General features: G+C 59.9%; 25 protein-coding genes and 2 pseudogenes. 6 read left to right on the forward strand and 21 right to left on the reverse strand.

Annotated elements, in window-relative coordinates:
- Positions 1-155: pseudogene (locus tag VGN46_RS05380) on the reverse strand (IS30 family transposase); the annotation flags it as partial.
- Between the two features lie 478 nt (positions 156-633).
- Here VGN46_RS05380 and VGN46_RS05385 point away from each other — a divergent pair.
- A complete protein-coding gene (locus VGN46_RS05385) occupies positions 634-1,272 on the forward strand; it encodes a hypothetical protein (protein ID WP_331641427.1) in 639 nt (212 codons plus the stop codon).
- The gene (locus tag VGN46_RS05390; RefSeq protein ID WP_331641429.1) at positions 1,262-2,401 is read left to right on the forward strand and encodes an XRE family transcriptional regulator; all 1,140 of its coding nucleotides are present in this window, start codon (positions 1,262-1,264) and stop codon (positions 2,399-2,401) included. Before VGN46_RS05385 ends, VGN46_RS05390 begins: the two co-directional genes overlap by 11 nt.
- A gap of 43 nt (positions 2,402-2,444) precedes the next feature.
- Here VGN46_RS05390 and VGN46_RS05395 read toward each other — a convergent pair whose 3' ends face one another.
- From VGN46_RS05395 to VGN46_RS05425, 7 genes are all read right to left on the reverse strand, one after another.
- Positions 2,445-2,648 carry an abortive infection family protein gene (locus VGN46_RS05395; protein ID WP_331641431.1) on the reverse strand — a complete coding sequence of 68 codons (204 nt, stop codon included), beginning with the start codon at positions 2,646-2,648 and terminating at the stop codon, positions 2,445-2,447.
- A 67-nt stretch (positions 2,649-2,715) separates the two neighbouring features.
- Positions 2,716-3,186, reverse strand: coding sequence for a hypothetical protein (locus VGN46_RS05400; RefSeq protein WP_331641433.1), 471 nt, complete (start codon positions 3,184-3,186; stop codon positions 2,716-2,718).
- Between the two features lie 5 nt (positions 3,187-3,191).
- A complete protein-coding gene (locus VGN46_RS05405; RefSeq protein ID WP_331641434.1) occupies positions 3,192-3,758 on the reverse strand; it encodes a PIN domain-containing protein in 567 nt (188 codons plus the stop codon).
- Positions 3,758-4,222 (reverse strand): helix-turn-helix domain-containing protein, encoded by a 465-nt coding sequence (locus tag VGN46_RS05410; protein ID WP_331641436.1) that lies wholly within the window; start codon positions 4,220-4,222, stop codon positions 3,758-3,760. The genes VGN46_RS05405 and VGN46_RS05410 overlap by 1 nt, the downstream gene beginning before the upstream one ends.
- Before the next feature lie 629 nt (positions 4,223-4,851).
- On the reverse strand, positions 4,852-5,130 hold the full coding sequence (locus VGN46_RS05415) for a hypothetical protein (protein WP_331641438.1): 279 nt from the start codon (positions 5,128-5,130) through the stop codon (positions 4,852-4,854).
- A 798-nt stretch (positions 5,131-5,928) separates the two neighbouring features.
- Positions 5,929-7,149 carry a site-specific integrase gene (locus VGN46_RS05420; RefSeq protein WP_331641441.1) on the reverse strand — a complete coding sequence of 407 codons (1,221 nt, stop codon included), beginning with the start codon at positions 7,147-7,149 and terminating at the stop codon, positions 5,929-5,931.
- Between the two features lie 337 nt (positions 7,150-7,486).
- Positions 7,487-7,690: a hypothetical protein gene (locus VGN46_RS05425; RefSeq protein WP_331641448.1), complete on the reverse strand. Its 204-nt coding sequence runs from the start codon at positions 7,688-7,690 to the stop codon at positions 7,487-7,489.
- Between the two features lie 306 nt (positions 7,691-7,996).
- On the opposite strand from VGN46_RS05425, the pseudogene VGN46_RS05430 reads away from it, so the two are divergent.
- Positions 7,997-8,233, forward strand: a pseudogene (locus VGN46_RS05430) (IS3 family transposase); the annotation flags it as partial.
- Positions 8,234-8,266: 33 nt separating this feature from the next.
- On the opposite strand, the gene VGN46_RS05435 reads toward VGN46_RS05430, so the two are convergent.
- The 3 genes from VGN46_RS05435 to VGN46_RS05445 all read right to left on the reverse strand — a co-directional run bounded on the left by VGN46_RS05435 (position 8,267) and on the right by VGN46_RS05445 (position 9,713).
- Entirely contained in the window at positions 8,267-8,623 is a 357-nt protein-coding gene (locus tag VGN46_RS05435) for a response regulator (RefSeq protein ID WP_331641450.1), read from the reverse strand.
- 72 nt (positions 8,624-8,695) lie between these two features.
- Positions 8,696-9,499, reverse strand: coding sequence for a hypothetical protein (locus VGN46_RS05440; RefSeq protein ID WP_331641452.1), 804 nt, complete (start codon positions 9,497-9,499; stop codon positions 8,696-8,698).
- Complete coding sequence (locus tag VGN46_RS05445; protein WP_331641454.1) at positions 9,483-9,713, reverse strand: CopG family transcriptional regulator; 231 nt, start codon at positions 9,711-9,713, stop codon at positions 9,483-9,485. Before VGN46_RS05445 ends, VGN46_RS05440 begins: the two co-directional genes overlap by 17 nt.
- Positions 9,714-9,794: 81 nt before the next feature.
- Between VGN46_RS05445 and VGN46_RS05450 the strand changes: the two genes are divergently transcribed.
- The gene (locus VGN46_RS05450) at positions 9,795-11,537 is read left to right on the forward strand and encodes a SulP family inorganic anion transporter (protein WP_414675225.1); all 1,743 of its coding nucleotides are present in this window, start codon (positions 9,795-9,797) and stop codon (positions 11,535-11,537) included.
- Entirely contained in the window at positions 11,524-11,877 is a 354-nt protein-coding gene (locus tag VGN46_RS05455) for a YkgJ family cysteine cluster protein (protein WP_331641458.1), read from the forward strand. The genes VGN46_RS05450 and VGN46_RS05455 overlap by 14 nt, the downstream gene beginning before the upstream one ends.
- Before the next feature lie 416 nt (positions 11,878-12,293).
- Here the strand turns inward: VGN46_RS05455 and VGN46_RS05460 are convergent, their stop codons facing one another.
- A complete protein-coding gene (locus VGN46_RS05460) occupies positions 12,294-12,785 on the reverse strand; it encodes a DUF6496 domain-containing protein (protein ID WP_331641460.1) in 492 nt (163 codons plus the stop codon).
- A gap of 484 nt (positions 12,786-13,269) precedes the next feature.
- The gene (locus VGN46_RS05465) at positions 13,270-13,461 is read right to left on the reverse strand and encodes a DUF3606 domain-containing protein (RefSeq protein WP_331641462.1); all 192 of its coding nucleotides are present in this window, start codon (positions 13,459-13,461) and stop codon (positions 13,270-13,272) included.
- A gap of 165 nt (positions 13,462-13,626) precedes the next feature.
- Here VGN46_RS05465 and VGN46_RS05470 point away from each other — a divergent pair, with 165 nt between their 5' ends.
- Positions 13,627-13,995: a hypothetical protein gene (locus VGN46_RS05470; RefSeq protein ID WP_331641464.1), complete on the forward strand. Its 369-nt coding sequence runs from the start codon at positions 13,627-13,629 to the stop codon at positions 13,993-13,995.
- 136 nt (positions 13,996-14,131) lie between these two features.
- Here VGN46_RS05470 and VGN46_RS05475 read toward each other — a convergent pair whose 3' ends face one another.
- From VGN46_RS05475 to VGN46_RS05510, 8 genes are all read right to left on the reverse strand, one after another.
- Entirely contained in the window at positions 14,132-14,515 is a 384-nt protein-coding gene (locus VGN46_RS05475) for an SgcJ/EcaC family oxidoreductase (protein ID WP_331641466.1), read from the reverse strand.
- A gap of 258 nt (positions 14,516-14,773) precedes the next feature.
- Positions 14,774-15,880: an IS3 family transposase gene (locus tag VGN46_RS05480; RefSeq protein WP_331641468.1), complete on the reverse strand. Its 1,107-nt coding sequence runs from the start codon at positions 15,878-15,880 to the stop codon at positions 14,774-14,776.
- A gap of 47 nt (positions 15,881-15,927) precedes the next feature.
- Positions 15,928-16,614 (reverse strand): SseB family protein, encoded by a 687-nt coding sequence (locus VGN46_RS05485; protein WP_331641470.1) that lies wholly within the window; start codon positions 16,612-16,614, stop codon positions 15,928-15,930.
- A gap of 246 nt (positions 16,615-16,860) precedes the next feature.
- Entirely contained in the window at positions 16,861-17,889 is a 1,029-nt protein-coding gene (locus tag VGN46_RS05490; RefSeq protein ID WP_331641472.1) for a DNA-binding protein, read from the reverse strand.
- Between the two features lie 629 nt (positions 17,890-18,518).
- Entirely contained in the window at positions 18,519-20,285 is a 1,767-nt protein-coding gene (locus VGN46_RS05495; RefSeq protein ID WP_331641474.1) for an alpha/beta hydrolase, read from the reverse strand.
- Between the two features lie 158 nt (positions 20,286-20,443).
- Entirely contained in the window at positions 20,444-21,118 is a 675-nt protein-coding gene (locus tag VGN46_RS05500; protein WP_331641476.1) for a TetR/AcrR family transcriptional regulator, read from the reverse strand.
- A complete protein-coding gene (gene adeC / locus VGN46_RS05505) occupies positions 21,115-22,614 on the reverse strand; it encodes an AdeC/AdeK/OprM family multidrug efflux complex outer membrane factor (RefSeq protein WP_331641478.1) in 1,500 nt (499 codons plus the stop codon). The genes VGN46_RS05500 and adeC overlap by 4 nt, the downstream gene beginning before the upstream one ends.
- 2 nt (positions 22,615-22,616) lie before the next feature.
- A complete protein-coding gene (locus tag VGN46_RS05510; RefSeq protein WP_331641480.1) occupies positions 22,617-25,751 on the reverse strand; it encodes an efflux RND transporter permease subunit in 3,135 nt (1,044 codons plus the stop codon).
- Between the last annotated feature and the right edge of the window lie 9 nt (positions 25,752-25,760).

Raw genomic sequence — 25,760 nt, forward strand, 5'->3', positions numbered from 1 at the left:
CGACCCTTGCCGTGCCTTCCCTGGGCTTGGGGGTAGCGCAGCATGCGTTTGGTGCGCAGATGATCGAGCAGCTGCTTTTTAAGCACTCCTCGGCTCTGGACGAACAGGCTGCGATAGATGGTCTCGTGGGACACACGCATAATGTCGTCGTCCGGACAACCGAGTTCCCGGACCTTGAGAAGATTACAGACGCAGCTGACGCTGCCAAGCATGGTCGGCTCGCGTCGCTTGTGGCACGGCCACGCCATGTCGAGCGCATAGACCAATTGAAGGTTTCGCCGTCGCTTTTCACCGTACCATTCGGGCGCGGCGTATTCGCGGAAGCTGCTGACGTGTTCGTTCGGATGGGGGGGTGACAGCCAGTTCTCCGCGCGCCTCTACGTGTCCAAAGCCCTAGACTTCTGGCGTGCGAAGCTCCGCGACGTCCCCTGCAGTAAGTGCGTTCAACATTCGCTATTTGTGTCAGATACTTACGCAGATATATCGCATGCGATACGCGCCCTCGCCCGGCTCGGCACGAGACGTACTTGGCAGGAAGAGCGGCGCTAGTTGACAAAGTCGATCATTTTTACGAGTATCGCTGACAAAGTAAATGTCAGCCAACTCGGGCCACAAGCGAGGTTTTGTCAACCGATGAACGTTGAATCCGTGCTAAGGGGCTGCGGCCTATCAGACGCGCATTTCACCATGCTCGGCGAGGGTATTCCCTTGGGCTATCGAGCCCTCCAGGCGCTGGTTAAAGCCACCCCCATGCTGGCTCAGTTTATGCCTGGCATGATGACAGTCGGATACTTGCGAAACCTGGCCGTCCAATACGCGCTGGCAAACAAGGCGGCGGAGGGGCAGCTCTTCTTCGTCGACACGGGCCTGAACCAAGCACGGAACCACTCGTTCACGAAGCTGCAGTCCGGGAACGTCATCGTGACAACGCACTACGCCGGCGCGACCGGGTCGCGTGCAGTGCGCAAAGCCATAAGTCGCGCCGCGCTGGCTGACCGAAACGGTGACCTATTTGCCGATGATGGCAAGGGCGTGGACGCCGATGTAAACACTGGCCACGCATATGTACAGCTGAAGCATGGCGGTATTGCCATGCCCGTGTTTGCAGCACTGTACATACCCAATCGGGATCAGCGCTCTGTCGACCTTGCACCAATGCTATTGGAGCTCTCAACGCCAGATAACGCGAAGGTGGAGGAGGTAACCGACCGGCTTCGCGACACGATCAAGCGTAAGAATCGGAACGTCGAGCAGGACCGCCATGCTGGCTAAGTTCGAAGGCACTCGTTTGCAGCAAGCACGATTCCTGCGAGGTCTCACCCTTGCGGAATTGGGTGCAGCTGTGGACGTGACCCGCCAATCTTTGAGTTTGTTTGAGAATAACGACCGCGCGCCCTCGCCGGAGACATTGGAGAAGCTCAGTCAAAGGCTCCAGGTCCCTTTGGAGTTCTTCCTGCGCCCTAAAGGGAACACGGAACGGCAGCCGCGCACCCTGGTCCACTATCGATCGCAACGTCGCACCCGCGAAGTGTTGCGCGAGCAAAACCGTGCGTCTGCGATTCTTGACATGGCCGCGGCGGTGCTCGATGCGTTTGAGGAATACGTCGACTACGAGCCGACTCGCCTTTATGCACTCGACGAGGCAATCGACGTGCTGGCACTGACTGGTGACGACATAGAGGAGATTGCGACACGAACGCGCCGCTCACTCGGGTTGGGCGATGGACCGATTTCGGACGTTTCGCTGCTTGTCGAAAATCAGGCGGTTCTACTCCTTCGAGCCTCCTTAGAAGACGGGATGGACGGGCTGTCTGCTTGGTATGGTGATCGCGCCGCGATCGTCGTATCGAACAAGGCAACCTACGCGCGCGATCGTGCAAACGTCGCCCATGAGCTTGGTCATCTCGTGCTTCATCGTGAACTCGATCATCACGGCGAGTTGGACATGGAGACGTTCAAAGTTGTCGAATCGCAAGCCTGGCGGTTTGCAGGCGCTTTTCTTCTCCCTGCGAAGTCGTTCCTCGGGGAGGTCTATAGCGTTTCTCTGGATGCATTAGTCTCGCTGAAGAAGAAGTGGGGGGTCTCAGTTGCCGCGATGATTCGTCGTCTGCGAGATCTCGGTCTCGTTGATGAAGCACAGAGCCGTTACCTGAATATCCAGTTGCGGCAACGTGGATGGCAGCGTGTTGAGCCAGGCGATGATCGAGAACGCGAAGATAGTCGACTGTTTCGGAAGACAGCTCACGTCCTGGCTGAGGATGGAGGCACTTCACTGCCTGATTTTGCCGCCCACTCGAGACTCCCTCGCGACATTCTCGCATCCGCACTAGAGGTCTCGGTGGCGGACCTTTTGCCAGTGACAACGCCAGAGAATGTCCTGCAATTCAAGTTGAAGCGATAGGGAATGCAGAAGCACGCTCGGCAAGATCGGTGCGGCGCTGACATCACGGCGATAGCTTGGCGTTGAGGTAGTGCAGCACGGTCCGAATACCGTTGATCACTAGCATGGCTTCAGCGTTCGGGAGTAGCAAGTCGTTGGCGTGGGCCAATGTTGCCCGATTACGTAGCGGGTTGAGCGCATCAAGCATGGCTGCCAGGGCCCTCCCGACCTTCGCCACATCGCCCCCTCTAGGGCCACGGTCCTGCATGGCGGGGTGCTGCTGCCAAATCTGTTTGAAGAGCGACGTGATATCTGCGTCGGCTACGAAGGCGAGGCTAGCGTCCTGGCATACAGCTCGCAAATACCCATGCAACGCGGTGTGGGCGCGATCGACACCTGCGACCTCGCCGCTGCTTGCCACGGCTTTCGGTGCGTACGGGCAACGGTGACGACGTGGTATCCAGATCGATCACGATAAATCGCACTGGCTGTTTCAGCTCCGCCATGGTCTCGGCGATGCCTCGGCAGGCCGGGGCCAGGGCGTTGTTAGCCGCACGCTCACCCAGCGCCACGTAGTCATCGAGGGGCGCCGCGAAATAGAGCAGCGCGAACTTGTCATTCCAAGAGTTGGTTCCCTCGTGCAGTTCAAACGGCGCGGTTTCAAGGAACTCGGCTGCGGTGTTCCTGCTGCGTGCTCGTAGAAGGCGAACTGCTGTAGCCTTAAGGCGGACCCACGCGTCCGGCGACAAAAAGGGCTCGCCGAGAATGATCTCGCTGGAACCGGATCCCTGGTGAAGACGAATCATGGCTTCTACAGTCCTTCGATCACTTGCTCCAGCGCCGCCACGGTAAGTACCAGCCCCAACTCTTGGAAGGTATCCAAGAGTTCTCTCGCAGTGCGGGGTGGGTTTTTAAGGGACTCCCGCTGCGCGCGCACCGCCGCGAGGACGGCACCAGGATGCAGATCCAGCAAATGGCGAACGAACTCGTCCGGATGCTGCGCCTCAATGCCTTTGGGGCGCAGCACGTCGACCGGAAAATCCTTGAGGTTGTACGTCACGATGACGTCGGCACGCCCACAGATGGCCGCAGCCAGGACATGGCGATCGTCGGCGTCGGGCAGCTGCAGATCCGCCTCGAGGTCTTCGTAGCCCGTGACCAGGCAATCGGGCACCGCGCGATCCATGAGCTGACTCGTGCGGGCGAGCCGGTCGGCCGTCAGCTCGGGTCGCTTGGCCTGCAGCGACCGAATCCACTCGTCGTGAATGCGATCGGTCCATCTGGCTCGGAAAGTGTCCGTGCGGGCCAGGTGGATCAGCAAATCCCGAAACGGCGCGGGATAAAGCACGCAGGCGTCGTACAGGGCGACGAAGGCCATCAGTAGCCCATGCCCAATTCCTGAGCCTGAGCAGCCAGGGCCTCCATCGCTTCCCGGCCTTCGGCATCGCGTCGGGCCTTATACGCCATCACGTCGCGGGCGTAGATGCGGCGATGCGTGCCGACCATGTGGCACTCGATCTGGCCACTCTCAATGAGCGAGATCAGGAAAGGCCGCGACACATTCAGCAGCTCCGCGGCCTGCTGGGTGGTCAGTTCGGCGTTCTTCGGCATCAGGCCGACGGCCCGACCCTCGGCCATGTTGGCCAGGATGTCGACCAGCAGACGCAAGGCACTGACCGGCACTTCAATGACGTCGTTGCCGTCGTGGACGCGCAGGCGGGCGCTCTCGCCTTGGCCGAGGCAAGCGGCCAGCAAGCGGCTACTGGAGCGGGCCAGTTCGGCCTCGTGCGCCGTCGGCGGTGCCGGCGGGCTGGGTGGGACGGTGTTACGTAGTGCGACCATGATGACGCCTCCTATTGTGTTTCCTAGCTCGACGGAGCGTCATGCCCCGGTTTTCCGACGAGGTTTTTTTTGCCTCTCCGGAATAAGAGCATCTTGCAGCCACAGCCACGTAAACGCAATAACCGAAATAAACGCAACTTAAATTTGGATCGCTAGTTTTGACGCAGGCAATTTGGCCCAATGACAGAGAAGCTGCAATTTATGGCCAAATACGCCGCAATGAATTGTTCTGCTTGATAAATATCGAAAAAACCTCGGAATCGTCTGGCAGGCCTCGTTCAACGGCGCGGATCCGAACGTCCTCTACCGACGTCCTAGGCAGGGCAATGAAATCGCACTCCGGACGCGGTGGCCCCTGGTACCAGCCCGGGTTGTCGCGATCCAGTTGGGCACCGCCGTGGCCGCGGCCGATGCCTGTGGTGACACCGTCACGGGGCTTCGTACCCGGCGTGATCGCACACTGATCCTATTGGGCTTTTTTACCAATTCTCGGCCGACCCTCAAGAGGGCCCGGAAGAGGGGCCATTGCCTTATGCTTCGTGGTCCGCCCGGAGCCGGATGACTGCGGCGACTAGGCGCCCGCCAGAAAGGTTGGAGTAGCCGCTCGTGGCGTGCGAGTCATCTGCAGATCAGCGTAGCGATCGGGTGGCACTTTCTATCGCATCGGAGAGGGCGAACAACGCATCACCATAGTCGTGTGCGGGCGCGGTGCCGTCGGGGCCGAGGCACTCTACCAGCATGGTCGCCGCCATCAGGACTGGGGCAAGGGCGAGCTGATCGGCGATGGCATGGAGGCAGCGGGCCCGAAAACGGATTTCCGTCATGTCATGGTCGCGTAAGGCATGGCCGAGGGCTGAGCCCTCCGCTCGCATGGCATCCAGATGTACGGCGGTATCGGGGGCGTTCATTGCAACGCATCCTATGCCGAACGCGCCTGCGCGTCCTCCCTCCGTTTGGGGGCCGACGCCCTAATAACCTGTGTGGCCTTCGCGCTGCACGCTAAACCTAGGTCTGTTCCGCCCGAGCCTTGGCGACGGCTGCAACTGTCGGCGCCGAACAGGGCCAAGGGCTCACTCTCTGCCGCCATGGTCAGGATGCCATTATCGGCGCCTACTCAGGGGATGGTTTTTGGTGCGGGGCGCTCCCATACTCGGAGCGCAGCATCCGCTGCAAGCTCACCAGATGAGAAATCGAGAAACCCCGATCCACCGTCGATGAGGGAGTTCCCCTCAAGCAAGATCCACCACCACGCGTCGTTTGCATCTTGTCCCGTCATGACAGTCCAGTTTCGTGGTGAAAGTACAGCGTCTGGCCTCAAACTGCCCATATGAATCCTCCCGAGACGAATGCTATAGATCTTGAAATCGCGCGAGCCCTGATTGCGGAGTGTCGCGGCGCGATTGCGAACGCACTGATCTCTGCGGAGGGTGTCTCCCCGGCTAATTCCGAGTTAGTTAGCAAGCTTCTGCACCAGCTCGCTATATTGCGTACGCAAGCCGGAGCGTCATATCGAAGCCGCCGTACGTAAGATCCAGATCCTCGCGTTCGGAGACTTTCTCGATCGAATGATATCGTTCCGTAAACTCGTCGTAGTACTTGATCACGGCGGGGATGGGCGGGAGCCTAGATAGAACTTCCGTCCTAAGGCGATCCGAATTCTCTTCGTTCAGAATCAGATGTTTCTTCACGACTCCTCCTTGTTCGGCTCAAAGATTTCGAAGGTTGCGAAGAATTTCTACCTGGCTATCGAACTCTGCTGACCAGACGCTAGAAAGGCGATCTTCAAAAACGGCCGACGCATAGCGCATCGGCATCATTGACTCCCGTGACCAACCAAAGAAGGCCCGCAATTTCTGGGTTGCGAGATCCATGTGGTCACCATTGGCAAGTAATTGATTTAGGCGTATGACAGCACAGGTGTGCCGAAGGTCGTGCGGAGTAATAGTGTTACGACCGTTTCGGGCACTGAGATCGTCAAGAGCAGATTTTGGAAGCGACTCCGATATCTTTGCGAAAAACTTGGTCAAGGACTCAGTTGACAGAGGCAACTGTCTTTGTGAATTGAAGAGATAGGAATGGCTCGGACGTCCGCGGTAATTATCGACGTAGGACTCAACCAGGTTTGCCATGGTCTTGCTTAGGGGAAGCTGTCGTATAGATTCTGCAGTTTTTATCCCAGGTCGACTCGACCTAGGATCAAGCGAGGCATCCTCGTACGGGTTCGTTTGGATGTTTATCCAGAAGCGATCACGGTCTTGGCGTGAGTCATACGCCGAGCGCACGGCATCCGCAGGAAGTTGGAGCAGCTCGCCTCTTCGAAGGCCTTGGTGAAGCAAAAGTAGGAAGCCTACGAAGACTATCCAGCGAGTTCGTTCACTTCGGAACGGGTTGGCGGCGGCAGCAGGGTCAAGCAAAACGTAAAGCGACTCGACAACGCTGGCTGGTAATGATCTGATCATCGTCGGCTGACGCGACCTGGCAACGTGGAGCTGCTTGTACAGATGTGTCAGCCGGTGAAGTCGCCTTTCGATGTTCCGCAGATCGTGGCCAGGTGGGGACGACTTCGATAGCCACGTTACAGTGTCTGAGACAAAGCCGAAGCCGACACGCCACCTAGCTTCGTCGTTCAGTCTCGAGGAGCTCCTGTTGACGATGGAAACGAACCACGACTCAAGGATCGATGCGAGGCTTGCGACGTCAATCCGATGGATGGCCGCGTCGAGGGCCCCGCAGCCCATCATGCTGTCGGCGTGACAGTAGAGGCTGTCTAGGAAGCGAAGCTTTCGTTCTTCGCTAGAGCTGGCGGCATCGCTAAGCCTCAACGTGGCCCATACAGTTGCCCAGAATCGAGGCACGCCCGCGTGGTCGACGAGGACCCCCTGGCGGAGTGTCGCTGGTAAGGCATTGGTCCGGAGCCGTTTATACATCTGCTGTCAGCCCGCAACGCTGAGGAGGGCCAAAAGCTAGCTTAGTGATTGGTCATTTGCCAAACAGGCCGGCGCCTTGCGCAACACCTGTGAAAGTACCAAGGATACGCATAATGTATATTATGTAAACTTTGACTAAGGGCATTATGAGGGTCGGCCGAGAATTCGGGAAAAAGGCGCCACTTGCAGCATAAGCACCTGTCTGCACTGGGGTTCTTCTCGAGCCGTGAGCTACTCGCATCCCCCAGGATGAAGCGTACGGTTCGGCCGCGCGACGGCGGTGCGGGCTACTGCCTTGTGTGCAGTAGTCCCTTGAGCGCGCGTGGCGCAGAGCAAGTCACTCAAAGTCGAGATCGGCTGGATCGACGCTGTGGAAGACATCTGCAGCTCCGTCGAGAAACATGATCCGTATATTGGGGGTTCCCAAATCGGGGTGTACTACACTGAGCACCTGCGCAGGCGCAAGCCAACGATGGCCACCGTACTTTGTCTTATGCGTGATCTGCACGCGCAGACCAGGCCTCACCTCTTCACGCTCCATCAGTTACGTCCTTAGCACTCTCGCGGCGAATCATTGTTCGCGAGATTTGGAGGCAACGACATCAACGGGCTACGCGGCGAGCTATTTTTTCCGGGCAAGATACCGGCACAGTACCGCGCTGAGGCCCACCATGAGTTCAGCATCATCGAACGATGGTGGACTGCCCTCGACTAGGTGACGGCCAAAGTTGGAGGTGTAACCCCACGCTTTGGTCACCACTGTGTCGAGCGGCGGTGGGAACATCTGGGGATTACGCTGGACCAACTGTCCGAGCGTGTCGCGTGAACCAGCGTGGTCGCGGGCCGCAGCCGGCGCGGCAACTGCTGGGATAACTCGGTGGCGGAGTCGTTCTTCAGCAGTCTGTTCTTCAGCAGTCTAAAGAAGGAGCGCGTGCGAGGCCGCGTCTATGGCAGTCGCGAGGAAGCGCGCAGCGACGTATTCGACTACATCGAGGTTTTCTACAACCGGCAACGCCGCCATGGACATCTGGGTGGCCTTGCGCCAATGATGTTTGAGGCGGCTAACTCAAAATCCAGCAGCTGACCGTCTACGAAAGCGGGGGCGTACCAGTCTGCGTCAGATCGGTCGCATCAAGAGCTGCTCCATGCACCGTTGCAGCTCGACCAGGCCAGTGGGTTTGATCAACACCCGGTCGCCTTCCGTATCGTTGGCACGGGGTTCACCTGACTCCGCGTCGCGCTCGACCAGCAGCACCACGGGAATCGCGCAGCGACGTAGCACGGCGACAATCTGCCGAGTTTCGCCGTAGGGGAGATGGGCATTGACCAGAGCGATGCGGTGGGTCGCCTGCAACAGCGCCTCAAGCGCTGAGGCCAAACCGGCCGCGGCACACACCCCATATCCGGTACGTCGTAAATCGCGCTCCAACGCATCACGAAATGCCATGTCATCGTCAACGATCAGTATCGTCATACCCTCCCCTCGCATGCCTTCGTCATGGCGCGGTGATCACCTTCGGCGCATCTCGTCTGTCACTCTACGCACTTACTTGCGCTGTCGTTGACGACCCAGCGCATGAAAACGGGACGGCGGCGCCAGCTGAGCGCGAACTGTTTCGAAAAGCGGGTTCGGCTGGTCCGGCTGCAGGATGTGCCGACCCACGGCAGCGGCGGCCAATTGGGTCATCTCCAATGCCAGGGGGTCAGTAGCCTCCGACCAAAACGTCAGTTCCAGCGGGCCAAGTCGGGCAGCACTATCCAGATGTGGCAAGGCTTCACGATAAACCTTCAACTGCGCATCGTTCTGCAATGCCCCCCTGCTCGGTGCAATCAGAAGACAACATGCTGCCTGACTCGTGCTCTTGAGGAAGCCGCTATAGGCGGTCAGACAGCCGGCGAACAGAGAGCGATAACGCAATGCATCGGCCCCCGGGAGCGGGCGCGCCTCGTACTCGACGACGGCGACCGAAAAGCGCACCGGAAGGCGACGGATCAACGCCGCCAATGTACTTTCCGCCGCGCCAGAATCACGCTCAAGTGGCGAACCCAGTTGGGGTGCCACGTCGTGAACCCAGGACGTACCACCCTTGGGGGGACTGGAGAGCGCCATGGCGCCACCGCGCAGTTCCCGCAAGCTGGTGGCTGTCTGTGTCAGCGTGGCCCACGCCGTCGGAACGGTGGGCCAGCACAGAACCTGCACGAACACGTGCTTGTCTTCGCTACTCGCCATGTACTCGCCCAGAAACGCCACCTGCTCCGGTCGTAATCCGACCATCGACGGCGACGTGCTTTTGCTGGTCGTCGCCGCCGACCGAGGCGCGACCGCGCCGGGCTTACCGACGGCTGACACGACGACTCCCTTGTTCCTCGGGGACGCCACCGGGCGCGACCTCGTCCTCCGCATGCCATGGCCGTCCCGAGACGCGCTCGATGTACTCCCGGATGAGGCTCCGCACGACCTGGGACGGGGTCGTGTCCGCGTCCGCGCACAGTTGTTCGAAGACCGCCTTCTTGCGCGGGTCGATCAGGATGGTCAGGCGGGCCGTACGGTTCTCGGTGGGCATACAGGATTATCCTGAGTCACATTAGATACGTACTTTATGATAATACTATTATCATCCCGTTTGCTTTCGCTCCAGGGGAAGATGGACGTGATTAACGCTCGCAAGTACCTGCGACTGTATGTGCCGAAGCTGTACACCGTGTTGTCCGAAGGCTACGGATGGCGCGACCTGCGTGGCGATGCGATCGCGGGGCTGACCGTTGCCATCGTGGCGTTACCGTTGGCCATGGCGCTGGCGATCGCCAGCGGCACCACCCCGGAAAAAGGGCTGTACACGGCCATCGTCGCGGGTTTCCTGATCTCCGCACTGGGGGGCTCGCGCGTCCAGATTGGCGGGCCGACCGCGGCGTTCATTCCGGTGGTGTTCGTTGTCATCCAGAAATTCGGCTTCGGCGGCCTGATCCTGTGCACGCTTCTCGCCGGCCTGATGCTGATCGGTGCCGGGCTCTTACGTTTGGGCACCCTGATGAAGTACATGCCCCAGCCGGTCATCACGGGATTCACGGCCGGGATAGCCGTCAGCATCTTTTCCAGCCAGGTCAAGGACGCTCTCGGGCTGACCATGGCCACCGTGCCCGCCGACTTCCTCGGGCGGTGGATCGCGTATGTACACCAGCTTCCGACCACGCAACCGGCGGCCGCGGTGCTCACGCTGGTCAGTCTCGTCGTCATCCTGGCGACTCGCCGCTGGCGGCCGGGCTGGCCCGGCTTCCTGATCGCCTTGCTGGTCTGCACGGCGCTGAGCGTGGGCTTCGCCTTGCCCGCGGAGACGATTGGCAGCCGGTTCGGTGGGTTGCCCTCGAGCCTGCCGAGTTTCGATGTTCCCCATATTCCGTTCGAGCGCACGCGCGAGCTATTGCCCAGTGCGTTCACCATCGCCTTCCTCGCGGGTGTGGAATCGCTGCTATCGGCCGTGGTGGCGGATGGCATGACGGGGGGACGACATCGCTCCAATGGCGAACTGGTGGCACAAGGCATCGCCAACGTCGGCGCCGCCTTATTCGGCGGTCTTCCCGCCACCGGTGCCATTGCGCGCACAGCGACGAACATACGTGCAGGCGGCAGGACGCCGCTGGCTGGCATGATCCACGCAGCCCTGCTGCTGGTGTTCATGCTGGTTCTGGCGCCGCTGCTTAAGTTCGTTCCACTCGCCGCTCTCGCCGCCACCTTGCTCGTGGTGGCATGGAACATGAGCGAGATCGAGCATTTTCGCCACACCTTGTCGGCACCCAAAGGCGACGGACTGGTACTTCTGCTGACTTTCGGCCTGACGGTATTTTTCAATCTCACGGTAGCGATCGAGGTCGGACTGGTCGTGTCGGCTTTCGTCTTCATGTTCCGCATGGCAGAGGCTGTTGAAGTCAGCGCAGGCGTCGGGCAGTTGGACGAAACGGGTGACGATCACCCCTTGGGCGACGACACTTCACAACGTGCCAGGCTGCCGCCAGGTGTCGAAGCATTCCAGATCAGCGGCCCGTTGTTCTTCGGTGCGGCCAATCGGCTGGACGATTTGCTCGATCAGTTTACGAAGGCACCCAGCGTCTTCATTCTCCGCATGCGGCTGGTGCCCATCATCGATGCCAGTGGCGTGCACGCCTTGAAGACCTTGCTGGAGCGCTGTCGTCGACGGAGCATCGTCCTCGTCATATCAGGCCTTCAACCGCAGCCGCAGCGGGTGATCCGGGCGATGGCGCTTCATCCCCACGAGGGTGAGCTGTACTTCGTCGACAACTACGAGGCCGCGCTGGCACTATCCCGACAATTGAGCGTTCGGGCGTTATCCACCGGGCCGGAAACAGCACGGGAAGCCCATGACCCCGAATGACCGAACAATCGACGCGTTGCGTCAGCGCATCCCCTCGTTCACCTGCATCGTGGGTTGCCATGATTGTTGTGGACCAGTGACCGCATCCTCAGAAGAAGTGGCAAGACTGCCAACCAAGACTGAGGCCGAACATGCGGCCGCATTGTCCGAACTGAATTGTCCGTACCTGGGCAAGCATGGCTGTGAGGTCTATGGCGAACGTCCGCTGATTTGCCGCTTGTTTGGCACCACGCCACGATTGCTTTGCCCGAACGGGAAACGCCCGGTGTATATGATCGACACCCGGGCCGAGGGCGAGATTCATCAATTTCTTGCGAGGACACGGCAAGTCTTGTTGTAAAGCGGTCATTGATTCGCGAATCACGCGCCCACTAAGTCCCAGTAACTCCAATCATAGGCTGAAAGTGCCGTCTTCTCCGGGGCAGTCCAGTTGGGCCCCATGGTCTCTCGCCGATACTAAATAGATATACCTAAGACTAAGGCAATTAGCTTAGATTTGCAGATATATACCTATACGGTCCGATATCGTGGATGCCGCGCAATCGCTCGGGTACTGTCGATTCTCGCGTTGCTGCAAGTGGGGCTGCACTTCCCGTACCCGGCACCCCGCGTCAAGGGGCAGTAGCCTAAAGTCGCTTCGCATGAGATCACGTGGCCGGACAATGCCGGCATGGATTCTTTTCGACGTATCGCGCGCGACATGTGCAACTAGCGCCAGACGCTGACTCAGGGCGTGCTGCCGCAAGACACCAGCTGTCAGCTCGCGCGCGTCTTGGCCGCCTTCTTGGCAGCTGACTTACGTCCAGCCACGCCTTTTGTCTGAGCGGCTTTCTTTGCTGCCGCACTCCTCGATGCCGCGGGCCGCTTGCGTGCAGCGGCCTTGCCTTGCCGTGATAAAGCTAACTTGCTCGCTGCTGCCGTGCCCTCACGCTTGAGGACCTTTTTCGTTGCTGCCGAACGCTTCGTCGAGGCCTTTTTTGCGGCACCCTTACGATGAGACGCAGCACTGTCTTGAGCCGCTTTCTTTCGGGTGGCCTTCGTCGCCGTTTTCTTGACCGGCGCCTTGACGCCCGCACGCCTTGCTTTGGACAGGCCGATAGCGATGGCTTGCTTGGTAGATTTGGCGCCGTGCTTGCCTTCGCGGACGTGCTCGATTTCTTCGTGGACGTAAGCCCCGGCTTGGGTGCTGGAAGCTTTGCCTGCTTTCTTGGCAGCCTGGGCTTTCGCCTTCGTTTGTTTCTCGGGCATGGTCGACTCCTTGCAGGGAACCGAAGCCGATTCTCACGAGGAAGGCGTGAATGGTATGGCAAGTCAAGCTCCCTGCCGCCTAGCCATGGCCCGCACTCACAATATCACACCTTACGAGCGATCTTCAGCAACTTTGGGCTCCCGCGTTGTGAGTCCTTAGGAACAAAAAAGTCGGCGACCGATGTCTGCTCCGGGCTCGGTCGCCGACTGACCCTGCGGGCCGGAAGGGAACTCATCAATTACCGCTGGCCGCCCTTGTCGGGGCTCTGCTGGCCTCTCTCGTCGCCTTGGCTCTTGCCGAGCCTGTCCTGGCGGAGATTTGCGGCACGAACCAGCGACGCCGGTGGAGGAATGCTGGGTTATTCGATGGTCGTTATTGCTCATCACTGCTCTCCTGTTGGGAGACCAATCCTCGGCCTCGACTCGTGAGGGAATAGAGGCATCGCCGTCAGCAGTCGGTCACGGCTTTCACCCAAGTGGAGCTTTACGCCACTGTCAGCCGCGCCAGGCAAAGGTACGCCTGCACCTTATGCGCATCGGCACCCACTGCCAGGGTTGCCGCCGTAATAGTTTGCGATGTAACGCCAAGTACGAGGCCCCACAACATTACGTTGTAGGCGTCTTCGAGGTTGATGTTGGTCGACGTCGTTTCGTAGACGTCCGGTCGATCGGTCATAAATAGTCCCACCGCGATACGTCGAGGGGCAGGCTGCCGGTCGTCTCGCAAAGACGGCCTAAGGCTAGTGGTACCGTGAGAAGATCGCGTGAAGATGGTGTTCCGGAGGGCAGCCGCAGCTGAAGGGCGTATGGTGAAGGCTCACCTACGCCCATGGGAACTGCGATGTCCCGCAATAACCTGCCGTTCGCCGTTGTCATCGAGCCGAAGCCCCTAGTGGCTGACATGGTGGCGGACACCCTTCGACGGATGGGCTACGAGGTGGCTGTGTCTGCCACGCATGCTGGCGGCGCCCACCACGCGAAGACGCATGGAATGGTCAGCCTCGGGGTGGTGGCTGTCCCCGCGCCAGGCGAAGACCTAGGGGGGGCGTATCTCCTTGAGGCCCGTCATGCGAACGACAAGATGGGAATGTTAGTCCTGCTCTCCGATCCCTCCGAAGGATCCGACGAAGCCCTTCCCGGTGCGCAGAAGCTCGTGAAACCGTTCGGGATGGACGAACTGAAGGCGGCCGTCATACTCGCGACTAGCTAAGCACCCGTCATTGAACATACATGCTGTCTACAGGTGCCCGCCATGTTTAACGAATCTTCGTCACAACGCTTTCTGGCGGGCGCGGGGACGTCGGCTGCACCCCGCGCCAGCGCGTCATCGAGGCCCGAGGGCAGTGTCAGTTTTGCGTCGTCAGAAGATTAGCGTCGCGTGCAACCCGCCACTTTCCATCGGATTCTTTGCGCAAAAGTGTGAGCGTGTATCCCGAACGACGAATGGGATCACTGCCGGACGGCGTAGCCGTCATGTCAATGCGATTGCGGATGAATGCCCAGCTTCCAAGAACCTCCAGTTCGAGGATCTGGTTCATGCCCTCTATCCGGGTGTCGCCCATGCTTGCTGAGGCCGTAGCAAAAGCCTCCTTGCCGAATGGCTCCTGTCCAGGCACCGAGAACACCACATCGTCGGTCATCAATGCAAGGACGGTTGCGAGGTCTCCAGTCTTGCCAGCTGTCATCCAAGTCTCAACAACTTGCCGGATCGCCTTTTCGTCGTCGGTCATTCTAAAAGCCTCCGCTGAACAATTTCTCTTACGGCACATTGTGCGACTAGAACCCGCAACCTAGCAGGGTTAGAAACTTTGCAATGCATTGAGACATTCGGCATCGCACTCGGTCACGGGTGGTCGAATTCAGCTCTTGGTAGAGATCCAGGCGTCCCCAGCCACCCGTGTCGACCCCCTGTAAACTTACTCCAGACATAAACCGAAGTTGCCGGGCAATTGACGTCGTACCGTTTTTAAGACACTTCAGAACTAGATTCAGGCCACTTCTGGGGCTGCTCGCTGACCTTTCTTCAAGAACTCGCTCGGGGCCAGATGGCCGAGCGATCCCTGGGGTCGGTGCTGGTTGTAATCGATCCGCCAGGCTTCCAACTTCTGCCGAGCATCGTCGATCGATTCAAACGCCTGGACGTTGAGGCATTCGTCGCGTAGACGTCCGTTGAAGGACTCGATCATGCCGTTCTCCGTGGGCCGCCCGGGGCGAATGAAATCCAGTTGAATGCCGTGGTTATACGTCCATTCGTCAACGAGCTTGCAAGTGAATTCGGTGCCGTGGTCCACGGTGATCGCCCGAGGCAGCGGATGAGCTGGACCAAGCCGTTCGAACGCGTCGATAAGGCGTTGGCCGCCGAGTGAAAAATCGGCCTCTAGCAGGATACTCTCGCGGCTCCACTTATCAACGACGGTCAGCACGCGGAAGGGACGGCCGTTGACGAGCTGGTCGTAGACGAAGTCCATCGCCCAGTACTGGTGGTCACCGGTCGGGAGGGGCGTGGGCCCCCGATGCAAGCTGATGACCTTGCGCCGACGACGGCGCATGCGAAGCTGCAGACCTTCCAGGCAATACAGGCGATGCACGCGCTTGCGGCCGACGACCCAACCCTCACGGCGCAGCATCACCGTGATGCGCTCATAGCCAAAGCGAGGTCGGGCTTGGGCCAGATCGCGAATACGCATGCGTAGCGCCGACTGATCCTTCGCCTGGCTCTTGTAGTACCAGGTCGCTCGCTGTATGCCGGCCAATCCGCATGCACGTCGGGCGATCACCTGAAATTGCTCGTGGATCCAATCGGCAATCTCCCGGCGGCGAACTGGCCTCAGATTTTTTTTTCGAATGACTTCCGAAAGGATCTGCTTGTCCAGGGTCAGGTCGGCCACCAGGCGCTTCAGGCGACCGTTCTCGTCCTGCAGCTGACGCAACTGACGAAGCTCAGCAACGCCGAGGCTGGCATACTTCTTCTTCCAAACGTAGAAGGTGGCTTCGCTGATGCCCATCTGTCGACAGACATCCGTGACCAGCGTTCCGGACTCGGCCAGGCGTAGCGCGTAGATGACCTGTTCTTCGGTAAACCGCGACTTCTTCATCGCTCCTCCGGGGCCCGATCGGGCCGGTGGGTGAAGCGACCTTACCTCTAGTTATGAGCTGTGTCGAAAAAGCGGGCCCACGTCACCCACGATGGACGCTGCCCTGGCTCGACGAAATGCACGATATCCAGGGCGAACTGGTGCTCTCGGCACGCAGGCTGTGCGGCGGGAATGATGGCGTGAATTGCTCGCTCGCCCAGTCCGTCTTCCGTGCCCAGAGCCAACAAAGTTCTGCTGGCCCCCTTTCCATCGAGAGCATGCATGCTGGCCATGTAGGCAACCTCAACGAACGACATTCCTGCCAAGGCGGTCGTCAAAATATCCATGAGCCAGGCGGGCGCTGGTGTAGACAGGCCGATCAGGGGCTCGCTCCCTTCCGTGACGGTAACCTTCGCGAACCGAGGCATGCGCCCGGTACGCAAGAGTGCTTCGATCTCCTCGGAATAGAACGTGCCATGCTCGTCGTTGGGATTGAGCATGAGCGTGGCGCCCAGGGTCGCTTCGAGAAACACGCGACCACGCAAGGAAATGACGCGAGGTGACGTTCCGACCGCTGCACGAGCTTTAGCTTCATCGGTGAAAAAAGGAAGAATGAGCTGCCCGGTCTCTGGATGGTTGAACTGGATGAAGCGAAGACGCCGCGATACCGGATCGGTAATCGGCGTGGGCGTACACCTTGGCATCAAGCAGAGCACGAAAAAAAGCCGGCTCCTGATGATTGTCTTCAGCTGCACGCGTCAACAAACGATTTAGCGTGGCGGCACTAATCACCCTCTACCTCCGCTTATCGAACATCTGCTGAGGATTGCCCATAGCGCTCAATTTCATCGACGTTTTCGAGCCGCGATGGGTCAACGGTTACTTCATGCCCGTCTAGATAGACACTATGCGGCAAGGTCCACAGATGATCGCTTCCCTGGCATCGATGTATCCCGCGAGGATGGGAGGGCTTCGAACACCGATCATATTAGGTCGACGGCTTAGGTCGACGGCGCGGTCCCCGTCTGCGGGAATGGCTGAAGACTCGATAGCAAGGCCTCAATTGTTCCCCAGCGTTCGCCCTGCGCTCTGGCTTCTCGCAGGGCGTCCGCCAACGCGCTGCGTTCGGCATCCCATTGCATGTGCGCCATCGTCTGTTCGCGGCGCATCGCTTCCAGGTCCGCGGTGACCTGACTGACGCGCTGCTCGAGCGCCTGATTGGCCTGACGTAAGGCCTCTGTGCCGGCGGCGCGCTCCTGCGCTGCAAGCAACGCCCGGCGCGCTTCCCGCAGCTCTTTGTCGTGCTGCCCAGCCTGCTCGGTCAATCGGGCATTGTCTCGATTGAGCGTGAGGAGCTCGTCGTTCTTCGTCGCCACGCTGTCCGTGGCCCGGCGCAGTTCCACCTGAAGGGCTTGCACCGCCTGTTCGTGTTGCCGCGCTTCGATCTCGCGCTGCTCTTTGGAGGCCAGCCGGAAATGGTCCAGGGCGTCACGCGCCTGCTGGTGTTTGGTTTCGACCGAGATCAGATGAGCCTCGCGCTCGCCCAATTGGCGTTCGAGGCCGGCCAGGCGCTCCTGCAGGCCAACGATCACGGTATCCCGTTCCCGCAGGGCTTGTTCGGTCGCCGCGAGCGTCTGTCGGGCGGCGTCCAAGGTCGTCTGCAAGCGCTGAATCTGGTCGCTTGCCTCGCGCGTTTGCCGAGTCAGCGAGGTCGCCTCGGCCTGGGCGGCGGCCACCTGGCTGTCGGCTCGGGTCTGCCCGGCCGCGACGGTCGCCTCAGCCTCGTGGCGCAATTGGGCGGCGAGCTGCCCCACCAGGGCCTGGAGCACGTCGCTGACCGCTTCGCCTGCGAGTTCCGCCGCGCTGACCTCTTCGGCCTCCAGCTCCTTCATCAGCCGGTGGATCGTCGTCTTCGAGCCGGTATTGCCCAACGCGATCCGGACGGCGTCCAGCGAGGGGTTCGTACCCTGAAGCAAGAGCGTGTCACGCGCGACTTTGACCTCGGATTTATAGACTCGACCGCGTGCCATGACTTGCCCTCAGTGATTTATCGTACCGTAGTACGTACTACGTATATACGTACCATTTAGTATGCAGTCAAGTGCCATCACGGTAGATAAATCAAGGCGGGATAATTACGAATTATCCCGCCTTGGGGCGCCGATCGGCGTAGGATCGGCATCAGGCAGTACGGCTGGCGCATCTCCAGCCCTACGCTCGCCCGGAGACCTCATCTGTGAGCGAAAGCGATAAGAACGAGCTCGCGTCGGCGCCGTTGCCTTTCTCCGCCGGCGACTACGCTGTGGCCGGTCGCCGAGCGAATACCGAGCGTAGTTACGCCGAGGTGTGCGGCATTTCGAGGAAACGTGGGGCGGACTCTTGCCGGCGACGCCCTGCGAAAAAAATGGTGAGCGTACCGGACCGGCGCGAGCTGGTGCGCTATCTGATCGGCCAGGAACTGAGTGAGCGCCAGTCGCTGGCGATCGCCGGTACCCCGTCAAACTCGTGGTCTACGTTAGTGAGATACCACGCGCAATGACCGCCTATCTCGAAACCGTCGAGGCAAAAGCCACAAAGGCCACAGGATAAGCGCCAAGCTGACACTGGTTCGGCTTCTCGAAAGCGAACACACTGCTCTGCAAACGCAGAAGAGGGTCCACTATCTCGTGCCAGGGTTAGCGCCAGCCTGAGCCGAGGGCAGCGTGGCGGCCGCATGTTCGCGCAGGATGCGGCGAATCTCCACGATGGCCTCGGGTGTCTCCTGCACGCTGTGGCCTGAATGCACGACGAGTTCGGATGACGCGGCAGGCATATGCGCACTGGAATATGGCACCAGACCGTCACTGGACTCACTCAAGGGCTGATCCGGATTCTCCTGCCCCAAGATAGCGTGATACGTCACGCCCCGAGACATCGGAAGGTCAGCGGCAACCACGATAAAAGGATCCTCGTCGCTAAGGCTGTCGATGCTGCTCGGTACACGGGGTGACTTCCCTGCATCTTCACCGTGCGACAGATAGTCGGCCGCCGCGCCCATCTGCCTTATCAAGCCTGCCGGAGCCCGGATGAGCTGGCTTAGCCAACGCGCAATGCGCAGCCTCGCGAACGGAGTGCCACGTTGGGGCGCCGCAAGAAAGATGGCACTATCGAACTGGTGCATAGGATTGAACTCCATGTAGGGGGCAAACCTTTCCCGCGCTCGCGCGCTCTCATCCGACCGGAGATTCGGACGGAGCGGAAGTGTCTTCCATAACTTCTCGTCGCTTGTGGAAACGAGAAGCCGACCAATAACGCCTCCCATGCTGTGTCCGATCAATACCGCGCCATTCGACGCGATTGCCGTGCCCAAGGGATCAAAATGCGCAAACGTGACATTGAGTGCATCACGTATTCGCTTGAGATTGACGGGAATCGGCAAGTCGGTGGGGTAATACACCTCCCAGATCTGATATCGCTTTCGAAGGTTTTCGTCACCCATGATTTCGTTTGCAACGTTGACCCATGCTTCGGGGCTGCTCGCCAGGCCATGAATCATCACCACCGTCTCGCGGGTCGGGTCGTAAGGCTGCATGAGATAGACGTTCGGCGTCTGGTCGCCAACACCACGGCCGAAGAGGTTTCGGATGCTCTCGCGAGCGAAATTCGATCCGGACAACCAGACACCGTAGGGCGCAGTGAAGTTTGCACCGAGGGGAAGTTCGTGACCTGCAACCGTGATGGACGCCGATGCGTAAGGGTCACTGACGGACGGGACCACTGTTTTCGCGGCCAACACTTCAGAAAGCGTGTCCCCGGGAAAGCTTAACGAGACCGTGGCAGGCAGGAACGCCGGTTCACGCCAGGGTTGATCTGGCGCGGCCTCGCCCCGCGGCATCTCGGCGACAAAGGTTGCTCCAAAGCCATCTCGCCGGTATGTATTGCGCAGCCCGTTGAAAGCAAGCCGCTGGGACGGGAGGAGTGCCGTTGGCGTCTGTCTGCTGAGATCCGACTTCAGATCATTATGCGGGTACCCAATCGTCCACCCGGCGAGCTTCATGCCTTCGGCCTGGCTAAAGTGCAGGCGTTCCTCAAAGAACCGTCCCACAAGCCGCTGCACGGCGAAATTGTAAAAGTCGATGACCTGGATCTGGCGCATCTCGAACACGCGTTCTTCGGGGTGACGAGAGGTAAAAAAGAGATACGCATAGGCGTACCTGGTTGCCTCCAGATAGGCGGCGGTCGCGACGTCACTGACAAGATGGTCCTCTGGCCGTGCGTCAGCCAGAAGAGCAACCTCAAGCCAGAGCTCGGCGAGGGTCGATGTTCGCTGCTCGTCGTTCAGTGCCAGTGAACCCGCGACGCGCCCCACGCACGCAGTGAACTGCTTTCGACACGTCGACTCGTTCAGAGCAAGAATGGAGAGAACCTGCCTCGTCCCATCGCTCATGCGCGACGTGTTGAGGACATCTGAGCGTTGGTCCGCAAGAAATGCATGCGAACTGACTGTTCGTGTGCCGACGACACTGCAGCCTACCGAAGCGAAAATCATGCTCGTAACAGTGAGAGCGCGACAGATCCACGCCCGTGACGGCGCTCGGGTAAGTCTCATGGCGGTAGGTAACCTCCCGGCGCATAGGTGGTCAGAAAAAACGTCACCGCCACCTCAATGTGTGCATCCAACGACTGCACGCTTGGCCAATGATTTCCAGTGAGGACCGTGTGGAGGATCGGACGACCGATGGCCAGTCCGAGAAACTGCGCGGATGCGCACGGGACGTCAGTAATCACGAGCCTTCCCGCACTAACCTCGATATAAAGGAACGCTTCAATGGCACGCGCATAACGGTCAAATATCTCGGCCGCAAACTGCTCCGTGATATGGGCGTTGAGCGATGTGGAGAGGACGACCATACGGTACATGCTTTTCATCATCGGGCCCGTCAACAGCTCGCATACATCCCGAGCGATGCCACGGAGCGAATCACTGAGGCTCCCTTCGCGGTTGAGAACCAGCTCCCTCGGGCCCGGCAGAGCAGCAAGCATCTCCTCAAGAGCAGCGAGCAAAATATCGTACTTGCCATTGAAATACGCGTAGACCGTTGCTTTTGAAACCTGGGCGGCATTAGCAATGGCGTTGACGCTCGTCCCATCGAATCCGCGCATCCCGAACAGGTGTATGGCCGCTCGCACAACGGACTCGTACTTGCACCCATCGCGGCGGCGGAGAGGCCGATCATCGACCAACGCTTCGCCGATCGGTCCGGGCACCAGACGGTTCACTTCGCCCCGGCCAAGGTTACAAGCGGCGCCCCCGACTCGTGGGAGGCCACCCCAACCTCGTCCGGCTGGTGTGAAGCGGACGCCTCGATCCAACCTCCACCCATCGCCTTGTAAAAGCTCACCTGATTGGTGAATCGGGAAAGACGCGTGGAAATCAGGTTCTTCTGTGCGGCATATAGTGATCGCTGCGCATCGAGGACGTCTAGGTAGCTATCGACATCATGATCGTACCTCGCCTTTGACAACCGGTAGCTGTCCGCTGTGGCATCGACCAGCGACTGCTGGGCTGCAAGCTGACGCGCCAATGTCGACCTCTGGGCCAAGGCGTCGGAAACCTCACGAAACGCCGTCTGAATTGATTTTTCGTACTGGGCCACGTCGATGTCCCGGCTGATCTTGGCGATATCCAGGTTCGCCCGGTTGGATCCCGCATTGAAGATGGGGAGCGACAATTGAGGCGCGAAGTTCCAGCTGCCGGAGCCCCCCTTGAATAAACCCGACAGGCTCGCACTGGACGTACCCGCCGACGCGGTTAGCCCGATACGCGGGAAGAAGGCTGCTCGGGCCGCGCCGATGTTTGCATTGGCGGCACGCAGCGTGCGCTCTGCCTCGAGGATATCCGGGCGTCGCTGCAACAGGTCCGACGACAATCCGGGGGGGATGCTGGCGAGCATATTGCTGTCGGCTTCTGAGTCGTTGGGCAATGCGGAAGGGAGTATATCGTCAGGCACCGGCGTGCCCACCAGCAAGGCGAGCGCATTGCGATCCTGAGCGACCTGGCCGGAGTACGTCTCTACATCCACCCGCGCGCTGTCGACGGTCGTCTGGGCCTGACGCAGCGTCAGGGTCGAATCGACACCGAGGTCGAACCTGCGCTGGGTGAGCCGGTAGCTTTCTTGCTGGCTGGCCAGCGTATCGTTGGCCAACCGCAATAAGTCCTGGTCGGCGGCAAGGGTCAGGTAGGCTGTGGCGACTTCGGCCACGAGACTGATGTGGGTGCTTCGTCGTGCTTCTTCCGTTGACAGATACGTCTCCAGCGCCTGCCTCTTGAGGCTGCGCACGCGGCCGAAGAGATCCAGCTCGTAGGACGTAAAACCCAGTGTGGTGGTGTACTCATGCGACACCAGAGGCTGACCGGTCGCCGACAGGTCGCTCGGCGTACGACCACTGGTGCCCGAGCCCACGGCTTCGATTGCCGGGGAGAGGGCCGCGCGCTGCACGCGGTACTGGGCTCGGGCCTCGTCGACGTTCAATGCGGCGACCCGAAGATCGCGATTGTTCGCCAGGGCAAGTGCAATGACCTGCTGCAAGCGTGCGTCCGTGAATACGTCTCGCCACCCGAGATCCGCAACGGGCCTTGCAGGCGTCGCGTCCCCTGCCCCCGCAAACGTCGCCGGTACTGGCGCGCTCGGTCGTTCGTAAGTCGGATCGAGGGAGCAACCTTCTGCCAGCAGGCAAAGTGCAGCAGACATCGTGGCAATCAACAGATGCTTCATCTTCAGTCTCCCAGCCGCAGGCCGGCTGCCGGCTGCTTGCGCATGAACAGGCGTCCCACCAGAACAAAGAACAGGGGCACGAAGAAGATGGCGAGCACCGTTCCCGAGACCATGCCGCCAATCACGGCTGTACCCAGGGCGTGCTGGGCGCCAGCGCCTGCACCGGCGCCGAGAACGAGCGGAACCACCCCGAGGATGAACGCAAGCGAGGTCATCAGGATCGGACGCAGTCGCATCCGCGCGGCTTCCACCGCGGACTCCCTGAGGCTCTTGCCGCCTTCGTGCAGCTCCTTGGCAAACTCGACAATCAGGATGGCGTTCTTGGACGCCAGACCAATGGTGGTGAGCAAGCCAACCTGGAAATACACGTCATTCATCTTCCAGGTCAGGATGGCTCCGACAAGCGCCCCGAGTACGCCCAGCGGCACCACCAGGATGACCGAGAAGGGAATGGACCAGCTCTCATAGAGGGCTGCCAGGCTGAGGAACACGATGAGAATGGACAGTCCGTACAACAATCCCGTCTGCCCGCTGGATGCCTTTTCCTGCCGCGAAAGGCCAGTCCACTCATAACCGATGCCGGCTGGAAGTTTCGCCGCCGCCGCTTCAACGATAGCCATCGCCTCACCACTGGATGCGGCGCCCGGCATGGCCATACCAAGAATCTCAACCGACGGCACGCTGTTGTAGCGTTCCAGCCGCGGTGATCCCGATGTCCAGCTTGAAGTGGCGAACGCATTGAACGACACCATGGTGCCGGCGCTGTTGCGTACATACCAGCGGCCGATATCCTCCGGCAGCATTCGGAACGGCGCATCGGCCTGCAACATGACTTTCTTCACCCTGCCCTTGTCGATGAAGTCGTTGACATAATTGCTACCCCACGCCGTCGAAAACGTGCTGTTGATGTCGGCGATGGACACACCGAGGGTTTCGGCCTTGTGTGAATCGATATCCAGCTTGAATTCCGGTGCGTCTTCGAGCCCGTTGGGGCGCAGCCCGACGATGCGCTTATCTTTCGAGAGCTCGCTCAGAAGCTGGTTTCGTGCCTGCATGAGCGCTTCATGCCCCAGGTTGGCCCGGTCTTGCAGCATCAGATCGAAGCCGGTGGCATTGCCCAGTTCGGCGACGGCCGGAGGTGCAAACACGAATACCTTGGCATCGCGAATGCCGGCGAACGCTTCGAGGGCCCGCGTACTGACGTCGCTCGCGCTCTGCCCGTTGCCACTGCGCTCATCCCACGGCTTGAGTTTGATGAACGCGAAGCCGACGTTCTGGCCGCTGCCAGCGAAGCTGTAGCCGGAGACCGCGAAAATGCCACCGACAGATGCCTTCTCGTCGACCAGGAAGTGATGCTCGACCTGTCGAATGACTTCATCGGTCCGTGCCGCCGTGGCGCCCGGTGGCAGCTGGATGACCGCAAACAGCGTGCCCTGATCTTCGTCAGGAAGAAACCCGAGCGGCAATTTCATAAAGCCGACGACGACAAATGCCAGCAGCACCGCGTACACCATCATGTACCGCCAGCCCTTGCCGACCATGTGGCCCACCACTCCCTGGTAACGGGCATTGCCTCGGTTGAACGTACGATTGAATAACCCGAAGAAGCCCGTCGTGGCCATGCCGTGATCCTTGGCCAACGGCTTGAGCAACGTCGCGCAAAGGGCCGGCGTCAGGACCATTGCCGTCAACACCGACAAGGTCATTGCGGCAACGATGGTGATGGAGAACTGTCGGTAGATCACGCCGGTGGAGCCGGCAAAGAAAGCCATGGGGACGAAGACGGCCGCCAGCACCAGTGCGACGCCTACCAGCGCTCCGGTGATCTGGTCCATGGACTTTCTGGCGGCGTCCTTTGGTGATAAATGTTCCTCGCCCATCACACGTTCAACGTTCTCGACCACTACGATGGCGTCATCGACCAACAACCCGATAGCGAGCACCATGGCAAACGTGGTCAGCGTATTGATGGTGAAGCCGAACAGTGCCAGCACACCGAATGTACCGAGCAAGACCACCGGCACGGCGATGGTGGGAATCAGGGTCGCGCGGAAGTTCTGCAAGAAGAGATACATCACGGCGAAAACCAGCACGATAGCCTCGACCAGGGTGCGCACGACCTCTTCAATCGAGATGCGTACGAACGGAGTCGTGTCGTAGGGCTTTTGCACTTTCATCCCAGGTGGGAAGAACTTTTCCTGCTCGGCGAGACTGGCGTCGACCGCCTTGACGGTATCGAGTGCATTTGCCCCCGAGGCAAGTTTGAGGGCAAGGCCCGCGGCGGGTTTACCGTTGTAGCGCCCCACGGTGTTGTAGTTCTCGCTGCCAAGCTCGATGCGGGCGACATCTCGCAAGCGGACTTGCGATCCATCCGATTGCGTGCGAAGCAGGATAGTTGCGAACTCGTCGGCGGTCTTCAGCCGGGTCTGCGCTGTAATGGTCGCATTGAGTTGCTGGTTGCCAGTGGCAGGAAGCGCGCCCAGTTGCCCGGCGGAGACCTGCGCGTTCTGCGCGCGTATGGCGGTGCTCACATCGTCCGGGGTCAGGCTGAAGTTCGTCAGCTTGTTGGGATCGAGCCACACCCGCATCGAATACTGCGAACCGAACAGCGTCGTGTCGCCCACGCCATCTACCCGGCTGAGTTTCTCCTGTACGTTGGCTGCGACGTAATCGGACAAGTCCGAGTCCGTCATGCTGCCGTCTTCGGACGTGAAGGCCAATACATTCAGAAAATTAGCCACCGATTTGGTCACCGTCACACCCTGCTGCTGCACTTCCGTGGGAAGCAGCGGTGTGGCGAGCGACAGCTTGTTCTGAACCTGGACCTGTGCGGTGTCCGGGTCGGTGCCGTTTTCGAACGTGAGCGTGATGGTGACCTGGCCGTTCGATTCGCTGGTCGAGGCCATGTAGCTCAGGTGATCCACCCCTTTCATCCGCTGCTCGATCACCTGGGTGACGGTGTCTTCCAGGGTCTTGGCCGAGGCACCGGGATAGTTGGCGGTGATCGCGACGGCTGGGGGCGCAATGCTCGGGTACTGGGCAATCGGGAGCGTGAGGACGCACAGGATGCCGGCCAACATCACGATGATGGCAAGAACCCACGCGAAAATCGGACGATCGATAAAGAAGCGTGCCATGGGGATCGG

It is taken from the genome of Luteibacter sp., from assembly GCF_036500425.1.
Lineage (GTDB): Bacteria > Pseudomonadota > Gammaproteobacteria > Xanthomonadales > Rhodanobacteraceae > Luteibacter.